The sequence below is a fragment of the Leclercia sp. S52 genome, from assembly GCF_039727615.1.
GTDB classification, from domain to species: Bacteria; Pseudomonadota; Gammaproteobacteria; order Enterobacterales; family Enterobacteriaceae; genus Enterobacter; species Enterobacter adecarboxylatus_B.
The window spans coordinates 4,516,632-4,534,177 of the sequence record NZ_CP152474.1; the positions used below are offsets into that span (position 1 = coordinate 4,516,632).

General features: G+C 58.3%; 15 protein-coding genes and 2 pseudogenes. 4 read left to right on the plus strand and 13 right to left on the minus strand.

The features are described 5' to 3' along the window. The first annotated feature begins 4 nt into the window (after positions 1-4). Both cysG and AAHB66_RS21770 read left to right on the plus strand, forming a co-directional pair. Positions 5-1,378: a siroheme synthase CysG gene (gene cysG / locus AAHB66_RS21765; protein ID WP_347114528.1), complete on the plus strand. Its 1,374-nt coding sequence runs from the start codon at positions 5-7 to the stop codon at positions 1,376-1,378. A gap of 134 nt (positions 1,379-1,512) precedes the next feature. Further along, positions 1,513-1,683, plus strand: a complete 171-nt coding sequence (locus AAHB66_RS21770) for a YhfL family protein (protein ID WP_032614785.1) — start codon at positions 1,513-1,515, stop codon at positions 1,681-1,683. Positions 1,684-1,811: 128 nt separating this feature from the next. Here AAHB66_RS21770 and trpS read toward each other — a convergent pair whose 3' ends face one another. The 12 genes and pseudogenes from trpS to AAHB66_RS21830 all read right to left on the minus strand — a co-directional run bounded on the left by trpS (position 1,812) and on the right by AAHB66_RS21830 (position 11,783). Continuing rightward, complete coding sequence (gene trpS, locus AAHB66_RS21775; protein WP_347114529.1) at positions 1,812-2,816, minus strand: tryptophan--tRNA ligase; 1,005 nt, start codon at positions 2,814-2,816, stop codon at positions 1,812-1,814. Then, a complete protein-coding gene (gene gph / locus AAHB66_RS21780; RefSeq protein WP_347114530.1) occupies positions 2,809-3,570 on the minus strand; it encodes a phosphoglycolate phosphatase in 762 nt (253 codons plus the stop codon). Before gph ends, trpS begins: the two co-directional genes overlap by 8 nt. Continuing rightward, the gene (rpe, locus tag AAHB66_RS21785; protein ID WP_106995198.1) at positions 3,563-4,240 is read right to left on the minus strand and encodes a ribulose-phosphate 3-epimerase; all 678 of its coding nucleotides are present in this window, start codon (positions 4,238-4,240) and stop codon (positions 3,563-3,565) included. The genes gph and rpe overlap by 8 nt, the downstream gene beginning before the upstream one ends. Positions 4,241-4,281: 41 nt before the next feature. Beyond that, positions 4,282-5,096, minus strand: a pseudogene (dam, locus tag AAHB66_RS21790) (adenine-specific DNA-methyltransferase). A 67-nt stretch (positions 5,097-5,163) separates the two neighbouring features. Beyond that, positions 5,164-6,450 (minus strand): cell division protein DamX, encoded by a 1,287-nt coding sequence (damX, locus tag AAHB66_RS21795; protein ID WP_347114531.1) that lies wholly within the window; start codon positions 6,448-6,450, stop codon positions 5,164-5,166. Between the two features lie 92 nt (positions 6,451-6,542). Continuing rightward, positions 6,543-7,632, minus strand: a pseudogene (aroB, locus tag AAHB66_RS21800) (3-dehydroquinate synthase). Positions 7,633-7,689: 57 nt separating this feature from the next. Next, complete coding sequence (gene aroK, locus AAHB66_RS21805; RefSeq protein ID WP_010436374.1) at positions 7,690-8,211, minus strand: shikimate kinase AroK; 522 nt, start codon at positions 8,209-8,211, stop codon at positions 7,690-7,692. 296 nt (positions 8,212-8,507) lie between these two features. Continuing rightward, positions 8,508-9,743: a DNA uptake porin HofQ gene (gene hofQ, locus AAHB66_RS21810; protein WP_347114532.1), complete on the minus strand. Its 1,236-nt coding sequence runs from the start codon at positions 9,741-9,743 to the stop codon at positions 8,508-8,510. Continuing rightward, a complete protein-coding gene (locus tag AAHB66_RS21815; RefSeq protein WP_347114533.1) occupies positions 9,658-10,056 on the minus strand; it encodes a HofP DNA utilization family protein in 399 nt (132 codons plus the stop codon). The genes hofQ and AAHB66_RS21815 overlap by 86 nt, the downstream gene beginning before the upstream one ends. Beyond that, entirely contained in the window at positions 10,043-10,480 is a 438-nt protein-coding gene (locus tag AAHB66_RS21820; RefSeq protein WP_347114534.1) for a hypothetical protein, read from the minus strand. Before AAHB66_RS21820 ends, AAHB66_RS21815 begins: the two co-directional genes overlap by 14 nt. Beyond that, the gene (locus AAHB66_RS21825; protein ID WP_347114535.1) at positions 10,480-10,986 is read right to left on the minus strand and encodes a PilN domain-containing protein; all 507 of its coding nucleotides are present in this window, start codon (positions 10,984-10,986) and stop codon (positions 10,480-10,482) included. Before AAHB66_RS21825 ends, AAHB66_RS21820 begins: the two co-directional genes overlap by 1 nt. 14 nt (positions 10,987-11,000) lie before the next feature. Continuing rightward, positions 11,001-11,783, minus strand: a complete 783-nt coding sequence (locus AAHB66_RS21830) for a DNA utilization protein HofM (protein WP_347114536.1) — start codon at positions 11,781-11,783, stop codon at positions 11,001-11,003. Between the two features lie 120 nt (positions 11,784-11,903). Here AAHB66_RS21830 and mrcA point away from each other — a divergent pair, with 120 nt between their 5' ends. Beyond that, on the plus strand, positions 11,904-14,456 hold the full coding sequence (mrcA, locus tag AAHB66_RS21835; RefSeq protein WP_347114538.1) for a peptidoglycan glycosyltransferase/peptidoglycan DD-transpeptidase MrcA: 2,553 nt from the start codon (positions 11,904-11,906) through the stop codon (positions 14,454-14,456). 44 nt (positions 14,457-14,500) lie between these two features. On the opposite strand, the gene nudE is transcribed toward mrcA, so the two are convergent. Continuing rightward, positions 14,501-15,061, minus strand: a complete 561-nt coding sequence (nudE, locus tag AAHB66_RS21840; RefSeq protein ID WP_142487377.1) for an ADP compounds hydrolase NudE — start codon at positions 15,059-15,061, stop codon at positions 14,501-14,503. Between the two features lie 325 nt (positions 15,062-15,386). Here nudE and AAHB66_RS21845 point away from each other — a divergent pair, with 325 nt between their 5' ends. Next, positions 15,387-17,522 (plus strand): intracellular growth attenuator family protein, encoded by a 2,136-nt coding sequence (locus AAHB66_RS21845; protein ID WP_347114539.1) that lies wholly within the window; start codon positions 15,387-15,389, stop codon positions 17,520-17,522. Positions 17,523-17,546: the final 24 nt, after the last annotated feature.

Consider the following 17,546-nt stretch of genomic DNA (forward strand, 5'->3'; position numbering starts at 1 on the left):
TGTCGTGGATCACCTGCCAATATTCTGTCAATTACGCAATCGCGACTGCCTGCTGGTAGGGGGTGGCGATGTGGCTGAACGCAAAGCCCGCCTGCTGTTAGAGGCAGGTGCCCGACTCACCGTTAATGCCCTCGCCTTCGCCCCGCAATTTACCGTGTGGGCGCAGGAGGGGATGCTCACCCTCGTCGAGGGTGAGTTCCAGGAATCTCTGCTCGATACCTGCTGGCTGACCATTGCCGCCACCGACGACGACGCGGTTAACCAGCGCGTCAGCGACGCCTGTGAAGCGCGGCGGATCTTCTGCAACGTGGTGGATGCGCCGAAAGAGGCGAGCTTTATCATGCCGTCGATTATCGACCGCTCCCCGCTGATGGTCGCCGTCTCCTCCGGCGGGACGTCGCCAGTGCTGGCGCGTCTGCTGCGCGAAAAGCTGGAAGCGATCCTGCCGCAGCATCTGGGCCAGGTGGCTCACTATGCGGGGCAGCTGCGCTCACGCGTGAAAAAGCAGTTCGCCACCGTGGGCGAACGCCGTCGCTTCTGGGAAAAATTCTTTGTGAACGACCGGCTGGCGCAGTCGCTGGCGAATCAGGATCGGAAAGCGGTGGAGGAAACTACCGAGCAGCTGATCAATGCCCCGCTCGATCACCGGGGCGAAGTGGTGCTGGTGGGTGCCGGTCCGGGCGATGCCGGGCTGTTGACCCTGAAAGGGTTACAGCAGATCCAGCAGGCGGATATCGTAGTCTATGACCGTCTGGTCTCCGACGACATCATGAACCTGGTGCGCCGCGATGCGGATCGGGTGTTTGTTGGCAAACGTGCGGGCTACCACTGCGTGCCGCAGGAAGAGATTAACCAGATCCTGCTGCGTGAAGCGCAAAAGGGTAAACGCGTGGTGCGTCTGAAAGGCGGCGATCCCTTTATCTTTGGGCGTGGCGGCGAGGAGCTGGAGACCCTCTGTGAGGCGGGCATTCCGTTCTCAGTAGTGCCGGGCATTACCGCCGCCTCCGGCTGCTCGGCCTATTCCGGTATCCCGTTGACCCACCGTGACTACGCCCAAAGCGTGCGCCTGGTTACCGGCCACCTGAAAACCGGCTGTGAGCTGGACTGGCACAACCTGGCCGCCGAGAAGCAGACCCTGGTGTTCTATATGGGGCTGAACCAGGCGGCGACTATTCAGGCTAAGCTGCTTGAACACGGCATGGATGCAGAAATGCCGGTTGCGCTGGTGGAGAACGGTACCTCGATTAAACAGCGCGTGGTCAGTGGCGAGTTAACCCAGCTGGGCGATCTGGCGCAGCAGGTTGAAAGCCCGGCGCTGATCGTCGTAGGCCGCGTGGTGGCGCTACGTGACAAGCTCAACTGGTTCTCAAACCACTAGGTCAGACTGAACATATTCCCCGCAAAATGAGTAGTCCTGTTATGGACTACTCCTCTGTTACCGCTGTCGATAACATACCTTCCGCGAAAGCAAATTTTCTATATATTCCCTCACGTTACAGACAAGGAAGCGTTATGTTCAAACTGGCAAAGATTGCCCTGGTTGCAGGCATCTTAACTACCCTGACGGCGTGCACCGGCCACGTGCAAAACACCAAAAATAACTGCAGCTACGACTACCTGCTGCACCCGGCGATCTCCATCTCCAAGATCATCGGTGGCTGCGGCCCGGCGGCAAACCAGTAAGCCTTTTTCAGGCATAAAAAAACCGGGGATCCCCCGGTTTTTTTATTTCGCCGGGTGGCGCTTACGCTTACCCGGCCTACAAGTTTGCGTAGGCCGGGTAAGGCACAGCCGCCACCCGGCAAACACACTCAAGGCTTAGCTACAAACCCAATCGCTTCATACACCGCTTTCAGGGTTACCGAAGCGCGTGCGCTGGCTTTCTCAGCACCGTCTTTCATCACCTTCTGCAGGAAGGCTTCGTCGTTGCGGAACTGGTTGTAGCGCGCCTGCAGTTCGGTCAGCATACCGGAGACCGCATCTGCCACTTCACCTTTCAGATGGCCGTACATTTTGCCTTCGAAGTGCTGCTCCAGCTCCGGAATGCTCTGCCCGGTCACGCCAGAGAGAATATCCAGCAGGTTAGAAACGCCCGCTTTGTTCTGCACGTCGTAACGCACCACAGGCGGCTCGTCAGAGTCGGTGACCGCACGCTTGAGCTTCTTGACCACCGCTTTCGGATCTTCCAGCAGGCCGATCACGTTGTTGCGGTTATCGTCCGACTTGGACATCTTTTTGGTCGGCTCCAGCAGGGACATCACGCGGGCACCGGACTTCGGAATGAACGGCTCAGGCACCTTGAAGACATCGCCGTAAATGGCGTTAAAGCGCTGGGCGATATCGCGACTCAGCTCCAGATGCTGCTTCTGGTCTTCACCCACCGGCACCTGGTTGGTCTGATACAGCAGAATGTCCGCCGCCATCAGTACCGGATAGTCAAACAGACCGGCGTTGATGTTTTCAGCGTAACGGGACGATTTATCCTTGAACTGGGTCATGCGGCTCAGCTCGCCGAAATAGGTGTAGCAGTTCAGGGCCCAGCCCAGCTGCGCGTGTTCCGGCACGTGGGACTGAACGAAGATGGTGCTTTTCTCAGGATCGATACCGCAGGCCAGGTACAGCGCAAGGGTGTCGAGCGTCGCTTTACGCAACTGCTGCGGATCCTGGCGCACGGTAATGGCGTGCTGGTCAACGATGCAGTAGATGCAGTGATAGTCATCCTGCATGCCCACCCACTGACGCAGCGCACCCATATAGTTGCCAATGGTCAGTTCACCTGAGGGCTGTGCGCCACTAAATACGATGGGCTTAGTCATTTTTCAATTCCTGATTTTCACTGTGCGAAAGCCCGAGAACGGGCAGTAAATCTTTGAAGTGGTCGAAGACGAAATCCGGCTCACTCAGCGTAATGGATTCACCGTAGTTATAGCCATAGGTCAGGCCCACGGACGGGCAACCTGCAGCCCTGGCCGCCAGAATATCATTGCGCGAATCCCCTACAAAGAGCAGCGCGTCCGGCGATAAGGATAATTTTCCTGCCACCAGCAGCAGCGGTTCGGGATGCGGCTTCTTATTCTGCACGTCATCGCCACCGACAATCACCGAGAAGTATTTAGCGATATCCAGCGCTTCCAGCAGCGGTGCAACAAAAGCCGTCGGCTTGTTGGTCACCAGCGCCAGCGGCATGCCTTCCGCATGCAGCGCGCTCAGCGTGCCGGCCACATCCGGGAACAGGAAGCTGCCCTCTTCTACCGTCTCTTCATAGAAACGGTTGAACAGCTTACGCAGGAGGCGAATCTGCTCTTCCTGCGGAATATCCGCATGATCGACGCCGGGTTTACCCTGCGCCGCACGCTGAATGGCGCGCTCCTGACGCGCCCAGGTCAGCGCGCGCTCCATCAGCACGTCTGCCCCGTTACCAATCCACGTTATTACGCGATCTTCGCCCGCCACCGGCAGCTCCAGCGCATACAGCGCCTGGTCAACCGCCGCGGTTAAGCCCGGCGCACTGTCCACCAGCGTGCCGTCGAGGTCAAACGCAACGCCCCGAATTGCCTGCAAATTATTCATGACTTACCTTCGCCAGTTCACTGCGCATTTCATCAATGACTTTTTTGTAGTCCGGCTGATCGAAAATCGCCGAACCGGCCACGAACATGTCTGCGCCCGCCGCGGCGATTTCGCCGATGTTGCTCACCTTCACGCCGCCGTCCACTTCGAGACGGATATCAAAGCCAGACTCGTCAATGCGACGACGCACTTCACGCAGCTTATCCAGGGTATGGGGAATGAAAGACTGGCCGCCGAAGCCCGGGTTAACGGACATCAGCAGGATCACGTCCAGCTTATCCATCACGTGATCGAGATAGCTCAGCGGGGTGGCCGGGTTAAATACCAGGCCCGCCTTACAGCCGTGCTCTTTGATCAGCTGCAGGGTGCGGTCAACGTGTTCGGAGGCTTCAGGATGGAAGGTGATGATGCTGGCACCCGCGGCGGCAAAGTCCGGCACAATACGGTCGACCGGCTTCACCATCAGATGCACGTCAATAGGGGCGGTCACGCCGTAGTTGCGCAGTGCCTTGAGGACCATCGGGCCGATGGTCAGGTTAGGCACGTAGTGGTTATCCATAACGTCAAAATGAACGACATCCGCACCGGCAGCCAAGGCTTTCGCGGTGTCTTCGCCCAGCCGGGCAAAATCAGCCGAAAGAATTGAGGGTGCAATCAAATACTGTTTCATCCGCATCTCCTTGAACTTTGTTTAACGGCGGGCGAAACGGCTCAGGGTAGATAGAGAGCCAGCAGTTCGTCCACCTTTTTACGTGTACCGCCGTTGCTGCTGATGCTGCGCCGGACTTTGACCTGATAATGATCTGCGGCCTTGTACCATTCGCGCGTATCAGGCGTGTCGTGATTCGAAATTAACACCGGAATTCTTTTGCTGACCAGCTTTTCCGCCATTTCCGCCAGACGCGCCTGCTCGGCAGGGCTGAAACTGTTGGTGTGATAAGCGGTGAAGTTCGCCGTTGCCGACAGAGGGGCATAAGGCGGATCGCAGTAGACCACCGAGTCGGTGTCCGCTTTCTCCATACACTCTTCATACGAGAGACAATGGAACTCCGCATTCTGCGCCTTTTCAGCAAAGTGGTACAACTCAGCCTGAGGGAAATAAGGACGCTTGTAGCGACCAAAGGGCACGTTGAATTGACCACGCAGATTATACCGGCACAGACCGTTGTAGCCGTGGCGGTTGAGGTAGAGGAACAGCAGCGCACGACGGAACTTGTCCTGGCTCTGATTAAACTCAGTGCGAAGGGCGTAGTAAACGTCCGGGTTGTTGTTCTCTGGGGTAAACAGCTTCCGCGCCTCATCAACGTACTCGTCGGTACGCAGCTTCACGATGTTATAGAGGTCGATAAGGTCGCTGTTGATATCCGCAAGGATATAACGGGAGTAGTCGGTATTGAGGAATACCGAGCCCGCGCCCACAAAGGGTTCGACAAGACACTCGCCGGCAGGCAGGTGTTTTTGAATATCATCGAGCAGGGGGGTATTTCCCCCCCTGCCCATTTCAGAAAAGCGCGATTTTTTTTCATGCTGACTAACTGATTACACCTTCTCCGGCTGTGGAGAAAGCTCCGACAGCATCCTGCGCTTCACAGATTACTTCAAATCGGACTGAACCTGACGGATCGGCTTCGCCCACGGGTTTTTCGCCTGAACATCAGCGGGCAGCGTTGCTACCGCGCGTTTTGCTTCATCTTTCGAAGCATACACGCCGCTTACCAGCACATACCATGGCTGACCGTTACGGGTGGTCTCATAGACAACGAAGTTCTTCAGGTTCGACTTTTTCGCCCAGCTGTTGAGGTTGTCATAGCTGGAAGAACTGCTCAACTGCAGCGTGTAGTTGCTGGATGAGGCAGATTTCAGTGAGCTCACGTTGCCTGAGGTTTTACCGGTGCTGGCAGTGGCCGCAGGTGCGGTTGCCGCCGGTGCCTGGGCGGTCGCCGTCGGGGCTGGCGTGGCGGTCGCTTTTGGTGCCGTCGCTGTCGCAGCAGGCGCTTTCGCCGGGGCGTTGATCACGGTTTCGCTGCGCTTAGGCTGGGCGGTTGCTTTCGGCTCTTCCGCTTTGGCTACTGGCTGCGGCTTCACTTCACGCTTCGGCTCAATGACCGTCTGCTTACGTTCCTGATGCTGGGCAGGCTTGGTCTGACGTGGCGCAGTTTCTGTCGCCGCCGTCTGCTGTTGCCCTGTCGCACCACGAATTGGCGCCACGGTCGCAGGCTCGGTCGGCAGCGTGGAGTTGACCACCACGTTGTTAACCTGCTGCTGGTTCTGCGGCTGCGTCAGCGCATTGTTCAGATCGCCCTGCACTTCAACACGCTGCTGACCTTCCGGGGTAGCCGGTGTCTGGCCCTGCGTTGGTGTGGACGCGACTGGCGGCAGAGAGATCTCCTGCTGGGTATTCCCGGCAGTCTGCTCGGCAGAGGTAGTGCCCGGCGCAGGCTGGGTACCGTTGGCCTGATCGGCCGCATTGCCGGACAGATCGACGCTCTTCTCAGTAGAGGCGTTCTGATCGGCTGGATTGCTCGACGGGGCTTTGAGTGCAGAGCCAACGCCGATAATCAGCAGCAGCAGGACCAGCACGCCCAGGCCCATCATAATATACTGGCGGGAAGCGGGCTTCGCCGGAGCAGCTTTACGCTTGCGCGGGCGACGCTCTACGGGCGCTTCGTCCACTGAATCATCTTCAGACTCATAGTCCTCTTCTTCACGCTCGTCGCGGGCAGCGCGGCCACGCGAAGGACGAGGGTCATCGTTTTCGAGATCGACCTCATCAAAGTTAATTTGCGGCTCGTTATCACGTTCTGAAGATTGGCGAGTACGACCAGTACGACGATCGCTGGGATCGGGTTTCAGCTCGTCTTCTGGTTTGAATTCATCCATTTAACACCCCACTAAAAGGCTTATGCCTACGACTTTGCACATCACCTGAAGCAAAATGGCTACGTTTTACCGCAGCCGGACCTTTCTAATAGTTACGCCTGCTGGCAATCAGCAATAGCGCCAAGAACCACATCGTGCGGCACACCGCCACGCACTTCACTCTTACCTATCGCAAGCGGGAGCACCAGACGCATCTCGCCTGCTAATACTTTTTTTATCACGCATCATATGCGGCAAGTAGGCCTGCGCTGACATTTCGCGCGGCCCCGTCACCGGTAACCCGGCACGCTCAAGCAGCGTAATAATGCGTTGCGTATCCGCCTTGCTGAACTGACCCAGACGCTCCGAGGTGCGTGCGGCCATTACCATCCCCGCCGCAACGGCCTCGCCATGCAGCCAGTTACCGTAGCCCATTTCGGCTTCGATAGCATGACCGTAGGTGTGCCCCAGATTCAGTAAAGCACGTAAGCCTGTTTCGCGCTCGTCTGCAGCCACGACTTCTGCTTTCAGCTCACAGCAGCGGCGAATACAGTACGCCATCGCCTGACCATCCAGGCGCAGTAAGGCATCCATATTCTCTTCCAGCCAGCTAAAGAACGCGCCGTCGAGAATAATGCCGTACTTGATCACTTCCGCCAGGCCTGATGCCAGCTCGCGCTGAGGCAGCGTTTTCAGACAGTCGAGATCCACCACCACCGAAGCGGGCTGATAGAACGCGCCAATCATGTTTTTGCCAAGCGGATGGTTAACGGCCGTTTTGCCGCCAACAGAAGAGTCGACCTGCGACAACAGCGTGGTAGGAATCTGAATAAAACGGACACCACGCTGATAGCTTGCCGCAGCAAACCCCGTAAGATCGCCAACAACACCGCCGCCTAATGCCAGCAGTGTAGTATCGCGACCATGCGGTTTTTGCAGTAATGCGGTAAAGACGGTATCCAGTACCGTCAGGCTTTTATACTGCTCGCCATCAGGCAGAATCACACTGTCGACCTTCACGCCAGCCTGTTCAAGGCGCTGACGCACGGTGTCGAGATAAAGCGGAGCCAGAGTCTCGTTGGTGACCAGCATTGCCTGATCACCCGCTTTCAGTGGTAAGAAGGAAGCTGGGTCGTTAAACAAACCAGCCGCGATAGTGATAGGGTAACTCCGTTCACCGAGAGTGACTGTAATCCTCTCCATAGCGCGACATCCACCTTAAATGCTTTTACCCGCAGGCGAGTGTATATAAAGCCAGAATCAGTTGCTTTCCAGCATATGAATAATCTGGTTTGCGACCACTTTAGCGCTCTGGTCGTCTGTGCGAATGGTGACGTCGGCAATCTCTTCGTACAGCGGATTGCGTTCACCAGCCAGGGCTTCCAGAACTTCGCGTGGAGGCGTCTCAACCTGCAGCAACGGGCGTTTTTTATCACGCTGCGTACGCGCCAGTTGTTTTTCGATGGTCGTTTCAAGATAGACCACGACACCGCGGGCGGAGAGACGGTTGCGAGTTTCGCGAGATTTTACAGAGCCGCCGCCAGTAGCCAGCACAATGCCCTGTTTTTCCGTAAGTTCATTAATGACTTTTTCTTCACGGTCACGGAAACCCTCTTCGCCTTCTACATCGAAGACCCAGCCCACATCAGCTCCGGTTCGTTTCTCAATCTCTTGATCAGAATCGTAAAATTCCATATTGAGTTGTTGAGCTAACTGGCGCCCAATAGTGCTTTTGCCGGCACCCATAGGCCCAACCAGAAAGATATTGCGTTTCTCTGCCATTTTTTCGGTACTACTAAGACTATTCGTTAATGGTAAACCCGCTTCACCGGTATCGGGCGTAGCAGGACATGAACTGAAACCTCATATGCGATAGAGCGAGAGTCAGACTAAAAATTATCTCAATACTCCGGCTTGTTTGGCAACAGATTAAATCACCCGGCTTGCCGCTTAAGTTATTAAGGAGTGAGATTGAGTAAGCTGATTCTCAAATCGGTACTCCTTGTATGCTAATTCATGCCCCACGTCAAACATCTGCAACAAACAGAATGCAAAATCACGCGGGGCGTCGCGGGACATTATGGCGTCGCAACCAGACGAGGGGTGATAAAAACCACTAACTCCCGGCGTTCGTTGTCTTTTCCCTGATGGCGAAAAAACTGCCCCAGTAAAGGAATACGGCTCAAGCCTGGCACACTTTCGCTGCCGGTTTTATGCCTCTGAGAAAAAATTCCGCCTAAGGCCAGCGTTTCACCGCTTTTCACCTCGACCTGAGTTTCGATTTCCTGCTTATCGATCGCCAGCGTTTCGCCGTCGGCCTGCTGCAAAACCTGGCCCGGGGCGTTCTCGCTGATGCGCAGCTTCAGGCGCACGCGCCCGTTGGCCAGTACCACCGGCGTCACCTCCATGCCCAGCACCGCCTCTTTAAACTCCACCGAGGTCGCGCCGCTCACCCCGCTGGAGACCTGATAGGGGATCTCGCTGCCCTGCTTAATGCTGGCAGGCTGCATGTGCGACGCCAGCAGGCGCGGGCTGGCGATAATATCCACCTGCTGCTTCTGCTCCAGAGCGGAGAGTTCGAGATCCAGTAGCCGGCCATTGATCCGCCCGATGTTAAACCCCACCTGGGTGGTGGCGCCGTTGACGGCCAGATCGCTGCTGAGCATCGTCAACTGGCCTGGCTTACCGGCATTCTGCCCCTGGGCAAGATTCCACTTCACCCCCAGCTCGCGCAGGCTTTTTTCACTCATGCTGACGATATGCGCCGCCAGCTCCACCTGAGCCACGGGAAGATCCATCTGCGTCACCCAGTGCTGGAGTGCCTCCAGTGCAGCCCGGGTATCGCGCACCAGCAGGCGATTGGTGCGTTTATCTACCGCCAGGCTGCCTTTTGGGCTGAGGAGCTTTTCGGCAGCGGCCTGTAAATCTCCCGCATCGGCATAAGAGAGAGGAAAACTGCGCGCCTCCAGCGGCGCGCTGAGCTGCCGTTTTGTTCGCTCGGCCTCTTTATTAGCCTGCTGTTGCTGTTGCCACGCGGCGGTGTGAATATAAAAAATGCCCGCCTGCTGGCGCATCACCAGCCCGGCACTGGTAACCACCGTCTGGAGCGCCTGCAGCCAGGGGACTTCCTGCAGACGAAGAGAGACGCTGCCGCTGACGTCCGGGGAGATAATGATGTTGCGGTTCTCTTGCTCCGCCAGCGCCTGCAGAAGCTGGGCAACCGGCACCTCATCCACCACCAGACTCACCGGGGCTGGCTCCGCGGCCAGCGCCTGACTGCCTATCAGCAGTAATCCCACGATCCCTGTTTTCATCCTGTCTCTTTCCTTGTCGTTGCCATCGCCACTGCGGGGGCTCACACGCCCCGGGCATGTCGATGACCAGTTCCTTTTCATCCAGCGCCCTCACCTGTCCGCCTTGCGCCAGGGTGTCACCGCGCTTAAGGCGCAGCCAGCGCGAGGTTTCATCCCTGACGATCGCCACCGGCACTTTACCCAGCACCGCACCGACATAACGCCACTGACGTAATGCGGCGTCCGGGCAGCGTGAGGTCGGGGGCTGAAAGGGATCGCGCAGGCCGAGCAGCAGCGGCAGTAACAGCAGCACCCCGCACTTAACCCGCATCATGGCGCTCCAGCTGCATGACTATCTGTAAGCGGTTCTGCTCTGGCTGAATGCTAAAGCGATCCACCGCAACGTCGCGCCGGGCAAGGGTGACAAACAGCGAGGGGATCTGCGCCCAGGTCGCCTCCATCACCAGTTCGCCGCCTCTGCCCCCGGGCTGCCAGCGAACCATCCGCAGCGCATCGGTATCAAACTCCAGCGGCGAAAAAGACCGTGTCGCCACGGCAGTTTGTGCCTCGTCAGGGGGTGAGAGCTTGCGCACCGCACTCCACAGCCGGGCATTGGCCTGCTGCGTCGCTACCGGCTGCGCCTGCATTCGCCCCTGCCATAGGGTGGCGCAGATCAGGAGTAATGCTGAACTGAGGCCCCAGCACAGGCAGCGCCCGCGCGGGGTCATGGCATACCAGCTGTCAGGATGGATCCGCATCAGCACTCTCCTTGCGGGTTAGCGTCCAGCTGAACTGCCAGCGCCCCTGGGCATCCTGTCGCATCTCCCCCCGGCGCACCGGGAGTAAACCCCGACACCTGCCGCAGCGCTGCCTCCAGCGCCCCCAGCGCGGGTAGCGTGGAGGCGTAGCCGGTCAGGGAGAGGGTCGACTGCTGAAAGCGCAGCTGCGCCAGCCAGGCCTGCTCCGGCAGGTGGCGGGATAAGGCAATCAGTGCCGGTTGCCAGGCTTCCGTCTTCGCTTTGTGCAGCGCCCAGCGCTGCTGTTGTCGATGCCGGGCCCGTAACGCCGTCCACTGCTTTTGCCGCTGCTCCAGCCCCTGACGCAGCGCCAGATCGCTGGCATGCCGCAGCGCGCTGCCGCGTGTCACCAGAGAAGCGCTGGCCCGGCTGGTGGCACCGATCGTCAGGGTAACCAGCAACGAGCCGGTAAACATCAGCCCCCAGAACCACAGGCAGCGACGCCGTTGCCGCTGGCGCCACGGCATAAGATTGGCCGTCCTCATCGTGATCGCTCTCCGGTCGCCAGCGCCAGCGCGACGCTGAAATCTGCCCCATTTTCCGGCAGCGGCGGCTGGGTGCGGGATAACACACACCAGGGGTCGAAGTTGCCCGCCCCACAGCAGGCGATTTCGTCGACCCTGAGTGCCAGCATGGCGGCCAGCCGATCGACGTCGGGTGCCTCCGTTAGCGCGCGCCTGCCCCACTGGTGACGCATCGCCCAGAGCCACTGATCCCGGTCACGCCAGGCGACGCACTGGGCCGGGGCCTGCACAAAGGGCAGCAGGTGCGTCAGCGCTCCGGCGTCGGGCGTGACCGAGGCCAGCCGCAGACGCAGTACCCGGGCCAACTCCAGCAGGGTGGCGATCTCCTTATTCTGAGCCGCCGTCACGTGATAAGACTGGCTGAAGGTCTCTTCCACATAATCAAACCGCAGGGCATCGGGGGGCATCTCCAGCTCGCGGCTTATCGCCGAGGCGATCCAGGCGGTCTGTTCGCTGTCGCGCAGGGCCATCGACGGGCGCGGTAGCGTGCGCTGTAGGGTGCGAACAGCCGGAAAGGCGAGAAAGATTTGATGTTGATGAGGCAGCATCTGACGCCACTCGCGCAGCGCCGCAGCCAGTTGTTCGGGCTGAAGAATTTGCCCGTCGCGGATGATCCCCGCCGCCAGGGGGAGCTGCCACCAGCGGCGTAGCCCCCACCCTGACTTTTCGCGCACCAGCGCGACGGCCAATACTTTATCCTGTTGAATATGAACGCCTGTATGCCATGTTTTAAACGCCATGTTTCACGATCTCCTTATCGTCCCGCGGGATGACGGCTATATCAATGCTTCAGGCTTGCCTTTATACTACCGCGCGATTGTTTAGAAACTGCCCAGTTCAAACTAAATGGGAAATCTCCAGTGAAGTTCGTAAAGTATTTATTGATCCTTGCAGTCTGTTGCATTCTGCTTGGAGCAGGCTCGATTTTTGGTTTGTACAAATATATTGAGCCGCAACTGCCTGATGTCGCTACGCTTCGTGATGTACGGCTCCAGATCCCGATGCAGGTCTACAGCACGGACGGCGAGCTTATCGCCCAGTACGGTGAGAAGCGCCGTATCCCGCTGACCCTGAATCAGATCCCACCCGTGATGGTGAAAGCCTTTATTGCCACCGAGGACAGCCGCTTTTATGAGCACCATGGCGTCGATCCGGTGGGGATTTTCCGTGCCGCAAGCGTGGCGCTGTTCTCTGGTCATGCCTCTCAGGGTGCGAGTACCATTACCCAGCAGCTGGCGCGTAACTTCTTCCTGAGCCCTGAAAAAACGCTGATGCGTAAGGTCAAGGAAGTGTTCCTGGCGATCCGCATCGAGCAGATGCTGAATAAAGATGAGATCCTCGAGCTTTACCTCAACAAGATCTATCTCGGCTACCGTGCCTATGGCGTGGGCGCGGCAGCGCAGGTCTATTTTGGCAAATCCATTGACCAGCTGACCCTCAGTGAAATGGCGACCATCGCCGGTCTGCCGAAAGCCCCTTCCACCTTCAACCCGCTCTACTCGCTGGATCGCGCTACCGCACGCCGCAACGTGGTGCTGTCGCGTATGCTGAGCGAAGGCTATATCAGCCAGACCCAGTACGATCAGGCGCGTAACGACGTGATTGACGCCAGCTACCATGCGCCGGAAATCGCCTTCTCCGCGCCGTACCTCAGCGAGATGGTGCGTCAGGAGATGGTCTCCCGCTACGGCGAACAGGCCTACGAAGATGGTTACCGCGTCTACACCACCATCACCCGCAACGTCCAGCAGGGCGCGCAGCAGGCGGTGCGTAACAACGTGATTGATTACGACATGCGCCACGGCTACCGTGGCCCGTCAAACGTGCTGTGGAAGGTGGGTGAATCCGCCTGGGACAGCAAAAAGATCACCGACACCCTGAAGCCACTCCCGGGCTACGGGCCGTTTGTCGCGGCGGTAGTGACCCAGGCCAATCCGCAGGAAGCCACGGCGATGCTCGCGGACGGTACCTCGGTGTCGCTGCGCATGGAGGGCATCCGCTGGGCGCGTCCGTATCGTTCGGATACGCAGCAGGGCGCAACCCCGCGTAAAGTCACCGATGCGGTACAGGTGGGCCAGCAGATCTGGGTTCGTCAGGTTAATGACGCCTGGTGGCTGGGGCAGATCCCGGACGTTAACTCCGCGCTGGTCTCCATCGATCCGCATAACGGGGCGGTGCTGGCGCTGGTCGGCGGCTTCGATTTCAACCAGAGCAAATTTAACCGTGCCACCCAGGCGCTGCGTCAGGTCGGTTCCAATATCAAGCCGTTCCTCTATACCGCGGCAATGGACAAGGGCCTGACCCTCGCCAGCGTCCTCAATGACGTGCCGATCTCCCGCTGGGATGCCGGGGCGGGTTCCGACTGGCGGCCGAAAAACTCACCGCCAGAATACGCCGGGCCGATCCGTCTGCGTCAGGGTCTGGGTCAGTCGAAGAACGTGGTGATGGTTCGCGCCATGCGCGCCATGGGTGTCGATTATGCGGCGGAGTATCTGCAACGCTTCGGCTTCCCGGCACAGAACATCGTGCATACCGAGTCGCTGGCGCTGGGTTCAGCCTCCTTTACCCCACTGCAGGTTGCGCGCGGTTATGCGGTGATGGCAAACGGCGGCTTCCTGGTCGATCCTTTCTTCATCAGCAAAATCGAGAACGATCAGGGCGGCGTCCTGTTCGAAGCGAAACCGAAAATTGCCTGCGCCGAGTGTGATATTCCGGTGATTTATGGCGATACGCCAAAATCGGAATCCCTGAACAACCAGGACATGGAAGATGTCGCCGTTTCCCAGGCGCAGCAAAACGCGGCGGTGCCGCAGCCGCAACTCGAGCAGGCTAACCAGGCGCTGGTGGCACAGACCGGGGCTCAGGAGTACGCCCCGCACGTGATCAACACTCCGCTGGCGTTCCTGATCAAAAGCGCGCTGAACAGCAATATCTTTGGCGAGCCGGGCTGGCAGGGTACGGGCTGGCGTGCCGGTCGCGATCTGCAGCGTAAGGATATCGGCGGTAAAACCGGGACCACCAACAGCTCGAAAGATGCGTGGTTCTCAGGCTATGGTCCGGGTGCGGTGACCTCGGTGTGGATCGGCTTTGACGATCACCGCCGTGATTTAGGCCGTACCACGGCGTCCGGGGCGATCAAAGATCAGATTTCCGGTTACGAAGGCGGGGCCAAAAGTGCTCAGCCCGCGTGGGATGCCTTTATGAAAATGCTGCTGGACGGCGTGCCGGAGCAGCCATTAACCCCGCCACCAGGCGTGGTGACGGTCAATATCGATCGCTACAGCGGTCAGTTGTCCAATGGCGGCAGCAGTCGGGAAGAGTATTTCATCGAAGGCACGCAGCCAACGCATCAGGCGGTGCATGAGGTGGGTACTACGCTGATTGATAACGGCGAAACACAAGAGTTGTTCTAAAACGTCGGCCCCCCTTTCCCGTTGGGAGAGGGGGGATTTTTCTGCTACAACCTGCCCTGCCCTTTCAGCCACTCCCGCACCAGAAACAGCGCGCTCACGTTCCGGGCTTCGTTAAAGTCAGGCTCTTCCAGCAGATCCATCAGATGCGCCAGCGGCCAGCGCACCTGCGGCAGCGGCTCGGGTTCATCTCCTTCCAGCGATTCCGGATAGAGATCTTCCGCCAGCACGATATTCATTTTGCTGGAAAAGTAGGAGGGAGCCATACTGAGCTTTTTCAGGAAGGTTAACTCCTTCGCACCAAACCCCACCTCTTCTTTCAGCTCGCGGTTTGCAGCCTCAAAGACCGACTCACCGGGATCGATCAGCCCTTTCGAGAAGCCGAGTTCGTAAGATTCGGTCCCCACCGCATACTCGCGGATCAGGATCAGGTGCTCGTCAACAATGGGCACAATCATGACGGCTTCGCGCGTGGAGGGACGCATACGCTCGTAGACGCGGCGCACGCCGTTACTGAACTCCAGGTCCACACTTTCAACATTAAACAGACGCGATTTCGCGACGGTCTCAACATTCAGGATGGTGGGCTTTTGTAAGGGTTTGCTCATTTTGACGGGTCTTTGCTGAGTGAACTGGCGTCATTGTGCGATACGCCGCACGGTTTCGGCAATGTCAATCGCGCTTTATTTACATTTGTGTAACCTGTGCAGATTCATTCCTTATTTCAGATAAAATGTCAAGAGCTTGAAATTATTCCAGGAATTTGCTGATATCCCGTCAGGGTTAGCTTTGCTATCATCAGCGATCACTGGGATGCGCTTCATATTGCTCAAGTTCAACACCTTACATGCCGATAGCCAACCACAGACACGCGTTCACTGTTAAAAAGGTGCTACTGACTACACCTGTAAGAAAAAGTAAGATGGGGAAAGCATGAGCACCATTTTGATTGTCATCGCTGCTATGCTGGCCTGCGCATTCATTGCAGGGTGGTTGTACAGGCGTCGGGCGCAGCGTCGATATCGCCTGCCTTATCTCAATGCCTTTGCCGGGGCGAGTACCCGCAAGCTCACCGCTGAAGAACGCAGCGCGATTGAGCAATATCTTGAGTCCTTTAACCGTATTCAGCAGACGCCGGCGACAGGCGCCAGCGCCGCACCGGTCTCGTTAAGCCTCAATGCCCAGAGCAACACCGTGCTCTGCGTGACGCGCTCCATTACCCGCTACGGTATTACCACTGACGATCCCAATAAATGGCGTTACTACCTCGATTCGGCTGAGGTCCATCTGCCGCCGTCCTGGGAACAGTACATCAATGATGAAAATAGCGTTGAGCTGATCCACACCGACTCCATTCCGCTGGTGATCGCCCTCAACGGTCACTCCATCGCGGAGTATGTCCAGGAAGCGCCCCACTTTTCGCTGGAGCACGTCAGTTCCACCCAGGCGTCGATTCGTGGCGAAGAGACCGAGCAGATTGAGCTGCTGAATATTCGTCAGGAGACCCACGAAGAGTATGCCCTGAGCCGCCCGGACGGTATTCGCGAAGCGCTGCTGGTTGTCGCCGCGTTCCTGCTCTTTTTCTTCTGCCTGATGAGCCCCGATGTTTTTGCCCCCTGGCTTGCCGGAGGCGGCGTGCTGCTGCTGGCGGCGGGACTCTGGGGATTATTCGCCCCGCCTGCCAAAAATGCGCTGCGGGAGATCCACTGCCTGCGCGGCACGCCAAAACGCTGGGGCCTGTTCGGCGAAAACGATCAGGACCACGTCAACAATATCTCGCTGGGCATTATCGACCTGATCTATCCGCGCCACTGGCAGCCGTGGCTGGCCCAGGATTTAGGGCAAAAAACCGATATCGATATCTATCTGGACCGGCACGTCGTGCGCCAGGGCCGCTATTTATCCCTGCATGATGAAGTTAAAAACTTCCCGCTGCAGCACTGGCTGCGCAGCACGGTCATTGCCGGTGGTGCCGGTCTGGTGCTGGCGATGCTGGTTTTCCTCGTGCCGCTGGATATGCCAATCAAATTTACCCTGTCGTGGATTAAAGGCGCCCAGACCATCGAAGCCACCAGCGTTGGGGAGCTCGAAAGCGCGGGCGTGCGCATTGGCGATACCCTGCGCCTGAAGGGCACCGGGATGTGTAATATCCATGCCCCTGGCACCTGGAACGCCCGTCAGAGTTCACCCTTTACGCCGTTCGATTGCTCGCAGGTGATCTGGAACGACGCGCCTCCCCTGCCGCTGCCGGAATCCGACATCGTCAATAAAGCCACGGCCCTGACCCAGGCGCTGTCGAGCCAGCTGCATCCTAAGCCGGAAGATAACTCACGCGTCAGCCCGGCATTACGCTCCGCCATTCAGAAATCGGGCATGATCCTGCTGGATGACTTTGGCGATATCGTGATGAAAACCCAGGAGCTGTGTGCAGATCAGGATGAGTGTATCAGGCTGAAAAATGCGCTGGTTAACCTCGGCAACAGTAAAGACTGGGATGCGCTGGTGAAACGTGCCGATGGCGGCCGTCTCGATGGCGTCAACGTGCTGCTGCGTCCGGTCAGTGCGGAGTCGCTGGAAAACCTGGTCGCCACCTCGACCGCACCGTTCGTCATGCGCGAAACCTCGCGTGCCGCTCAGGCGCTTAACAGCCCGGCCCCCGGCGGCTTTGTGATCGTCAGCGACGAAGGCAACGAGCTGGTCGATCAGCCCTACCCGTCAGTGGCGCTGTATGACTATCCGGCCCAGGAGCAGTGGGGCGAGTTTCAGCGCCTGGCACAGATGCTGATGCGTACGCCGTTCAGCGCCGAAGGGATTGTGACGGGCCTCTTTACCGATGCCAACGGCACCCGCCATGTCGAGCTGCACAGCATGCCGGACAGCGCCGGGCTATGGCGCTACATCGCCACCTCGCTGCTGATGCTGACGATGCTCGTCTGCATGCTCTGGAACGCCTTTATGGCGCTGCGCCGCTACCAGCGCTCGCGCACCCGCCTGGCGGATATTCAGCAATACTACGAAAATTGCCTCAACCCCAAGCTTATCCCTGCGCCTGAGAGCCTGATCGGATAACGCTCCCGCGCGGCAGGATATGCT

Coding starts and splice junctions, on each gene's coding strand:
- AAHB66_RS21770 (WP_032614785.1), top strand. CDS start 1,513: ATGTTCAAACTGGCAAAGATTGCCCTGGTTGCAGGCATCTTAACTACC.
- trpS (WP_347114529.1), bottom strand. CDS start 2,816: ATGACTAAGCCCATCGTATTTAGTGGCGCACAGCCCTCAGGTGAACTG.
- gph (WP_347114530.1), bottom strand. CDS start 3,570: ATGAATAATTTGCAGGCAATTCGGGGCGTTGCGTTTGACCTCGACGGC.
- rpe (WP_106995198.1), bottom strand. CDS start 4,240: ATGAAACAGTATTTGATTGCACCCTCAATTCTTTCGGCTGATTTTGCC.
- damX (WP_347114531.1), bottom strand. CDS start 6,450: ATGGATGAATTCAAACCAGAAGACGAGCTGAAACCCGATCCCAGCGAT.
- aroK (WP_010436374.1), bottom strand. CDS start 8,211: ATGGCAGAGAAACGCAATATCTTTCTGGTTGGGCCTATGGGTGCCGGC.
- hofQ (WP_347114532.1), bottom strand. CDS start 9,743: ATGAAAACAGGGATCGTGGGATTACTGCTGATAGGCAGTCAGGCGCTG.
- AAHB66_RS21815 (WP_347114533.1), bottom strand. CDS start 10,056: ATGATGCGGGTTAAGTGCGGGGTGCTGCTGTTACTGCCGCTGCTGCTC.
- AAHB66_RS21820 (WP_347114534.1), bottom strand. CDS start 10,480: ATGCGGATCCATCCTGACAGCTGGTATGCCATGACCCCGCGCGGGCGC.
- AAHB66_RS21825 (WP_347114535.1), bottom strand. CDS start 10,986: ATGCCGTGGCGCCAGCGGCAACGGCGTCGCTGCCTGTGGTTCTGGGGG.
- AAHB66_RS21830 (WP_347114536.1), bottom strand. CDS start 11,783: ATGGCGTTTAAAACATGGCATACAGGCGTTCATATTCAACAGGATAAA.
- nudE (WP_142487377.1), bottom strand. CDS start 15,061: ATGAGCAAACCCTTACAAAAGCCCACCATCCTGAATGTTGAGACCGTC.
- AAHB66_RS21845 (WP_347114539.1), top strand. CDS start 15,387: ATGAGCACCATTTTGATTGTCATCGCTGCTATGCTGGCCTGCGCATTC.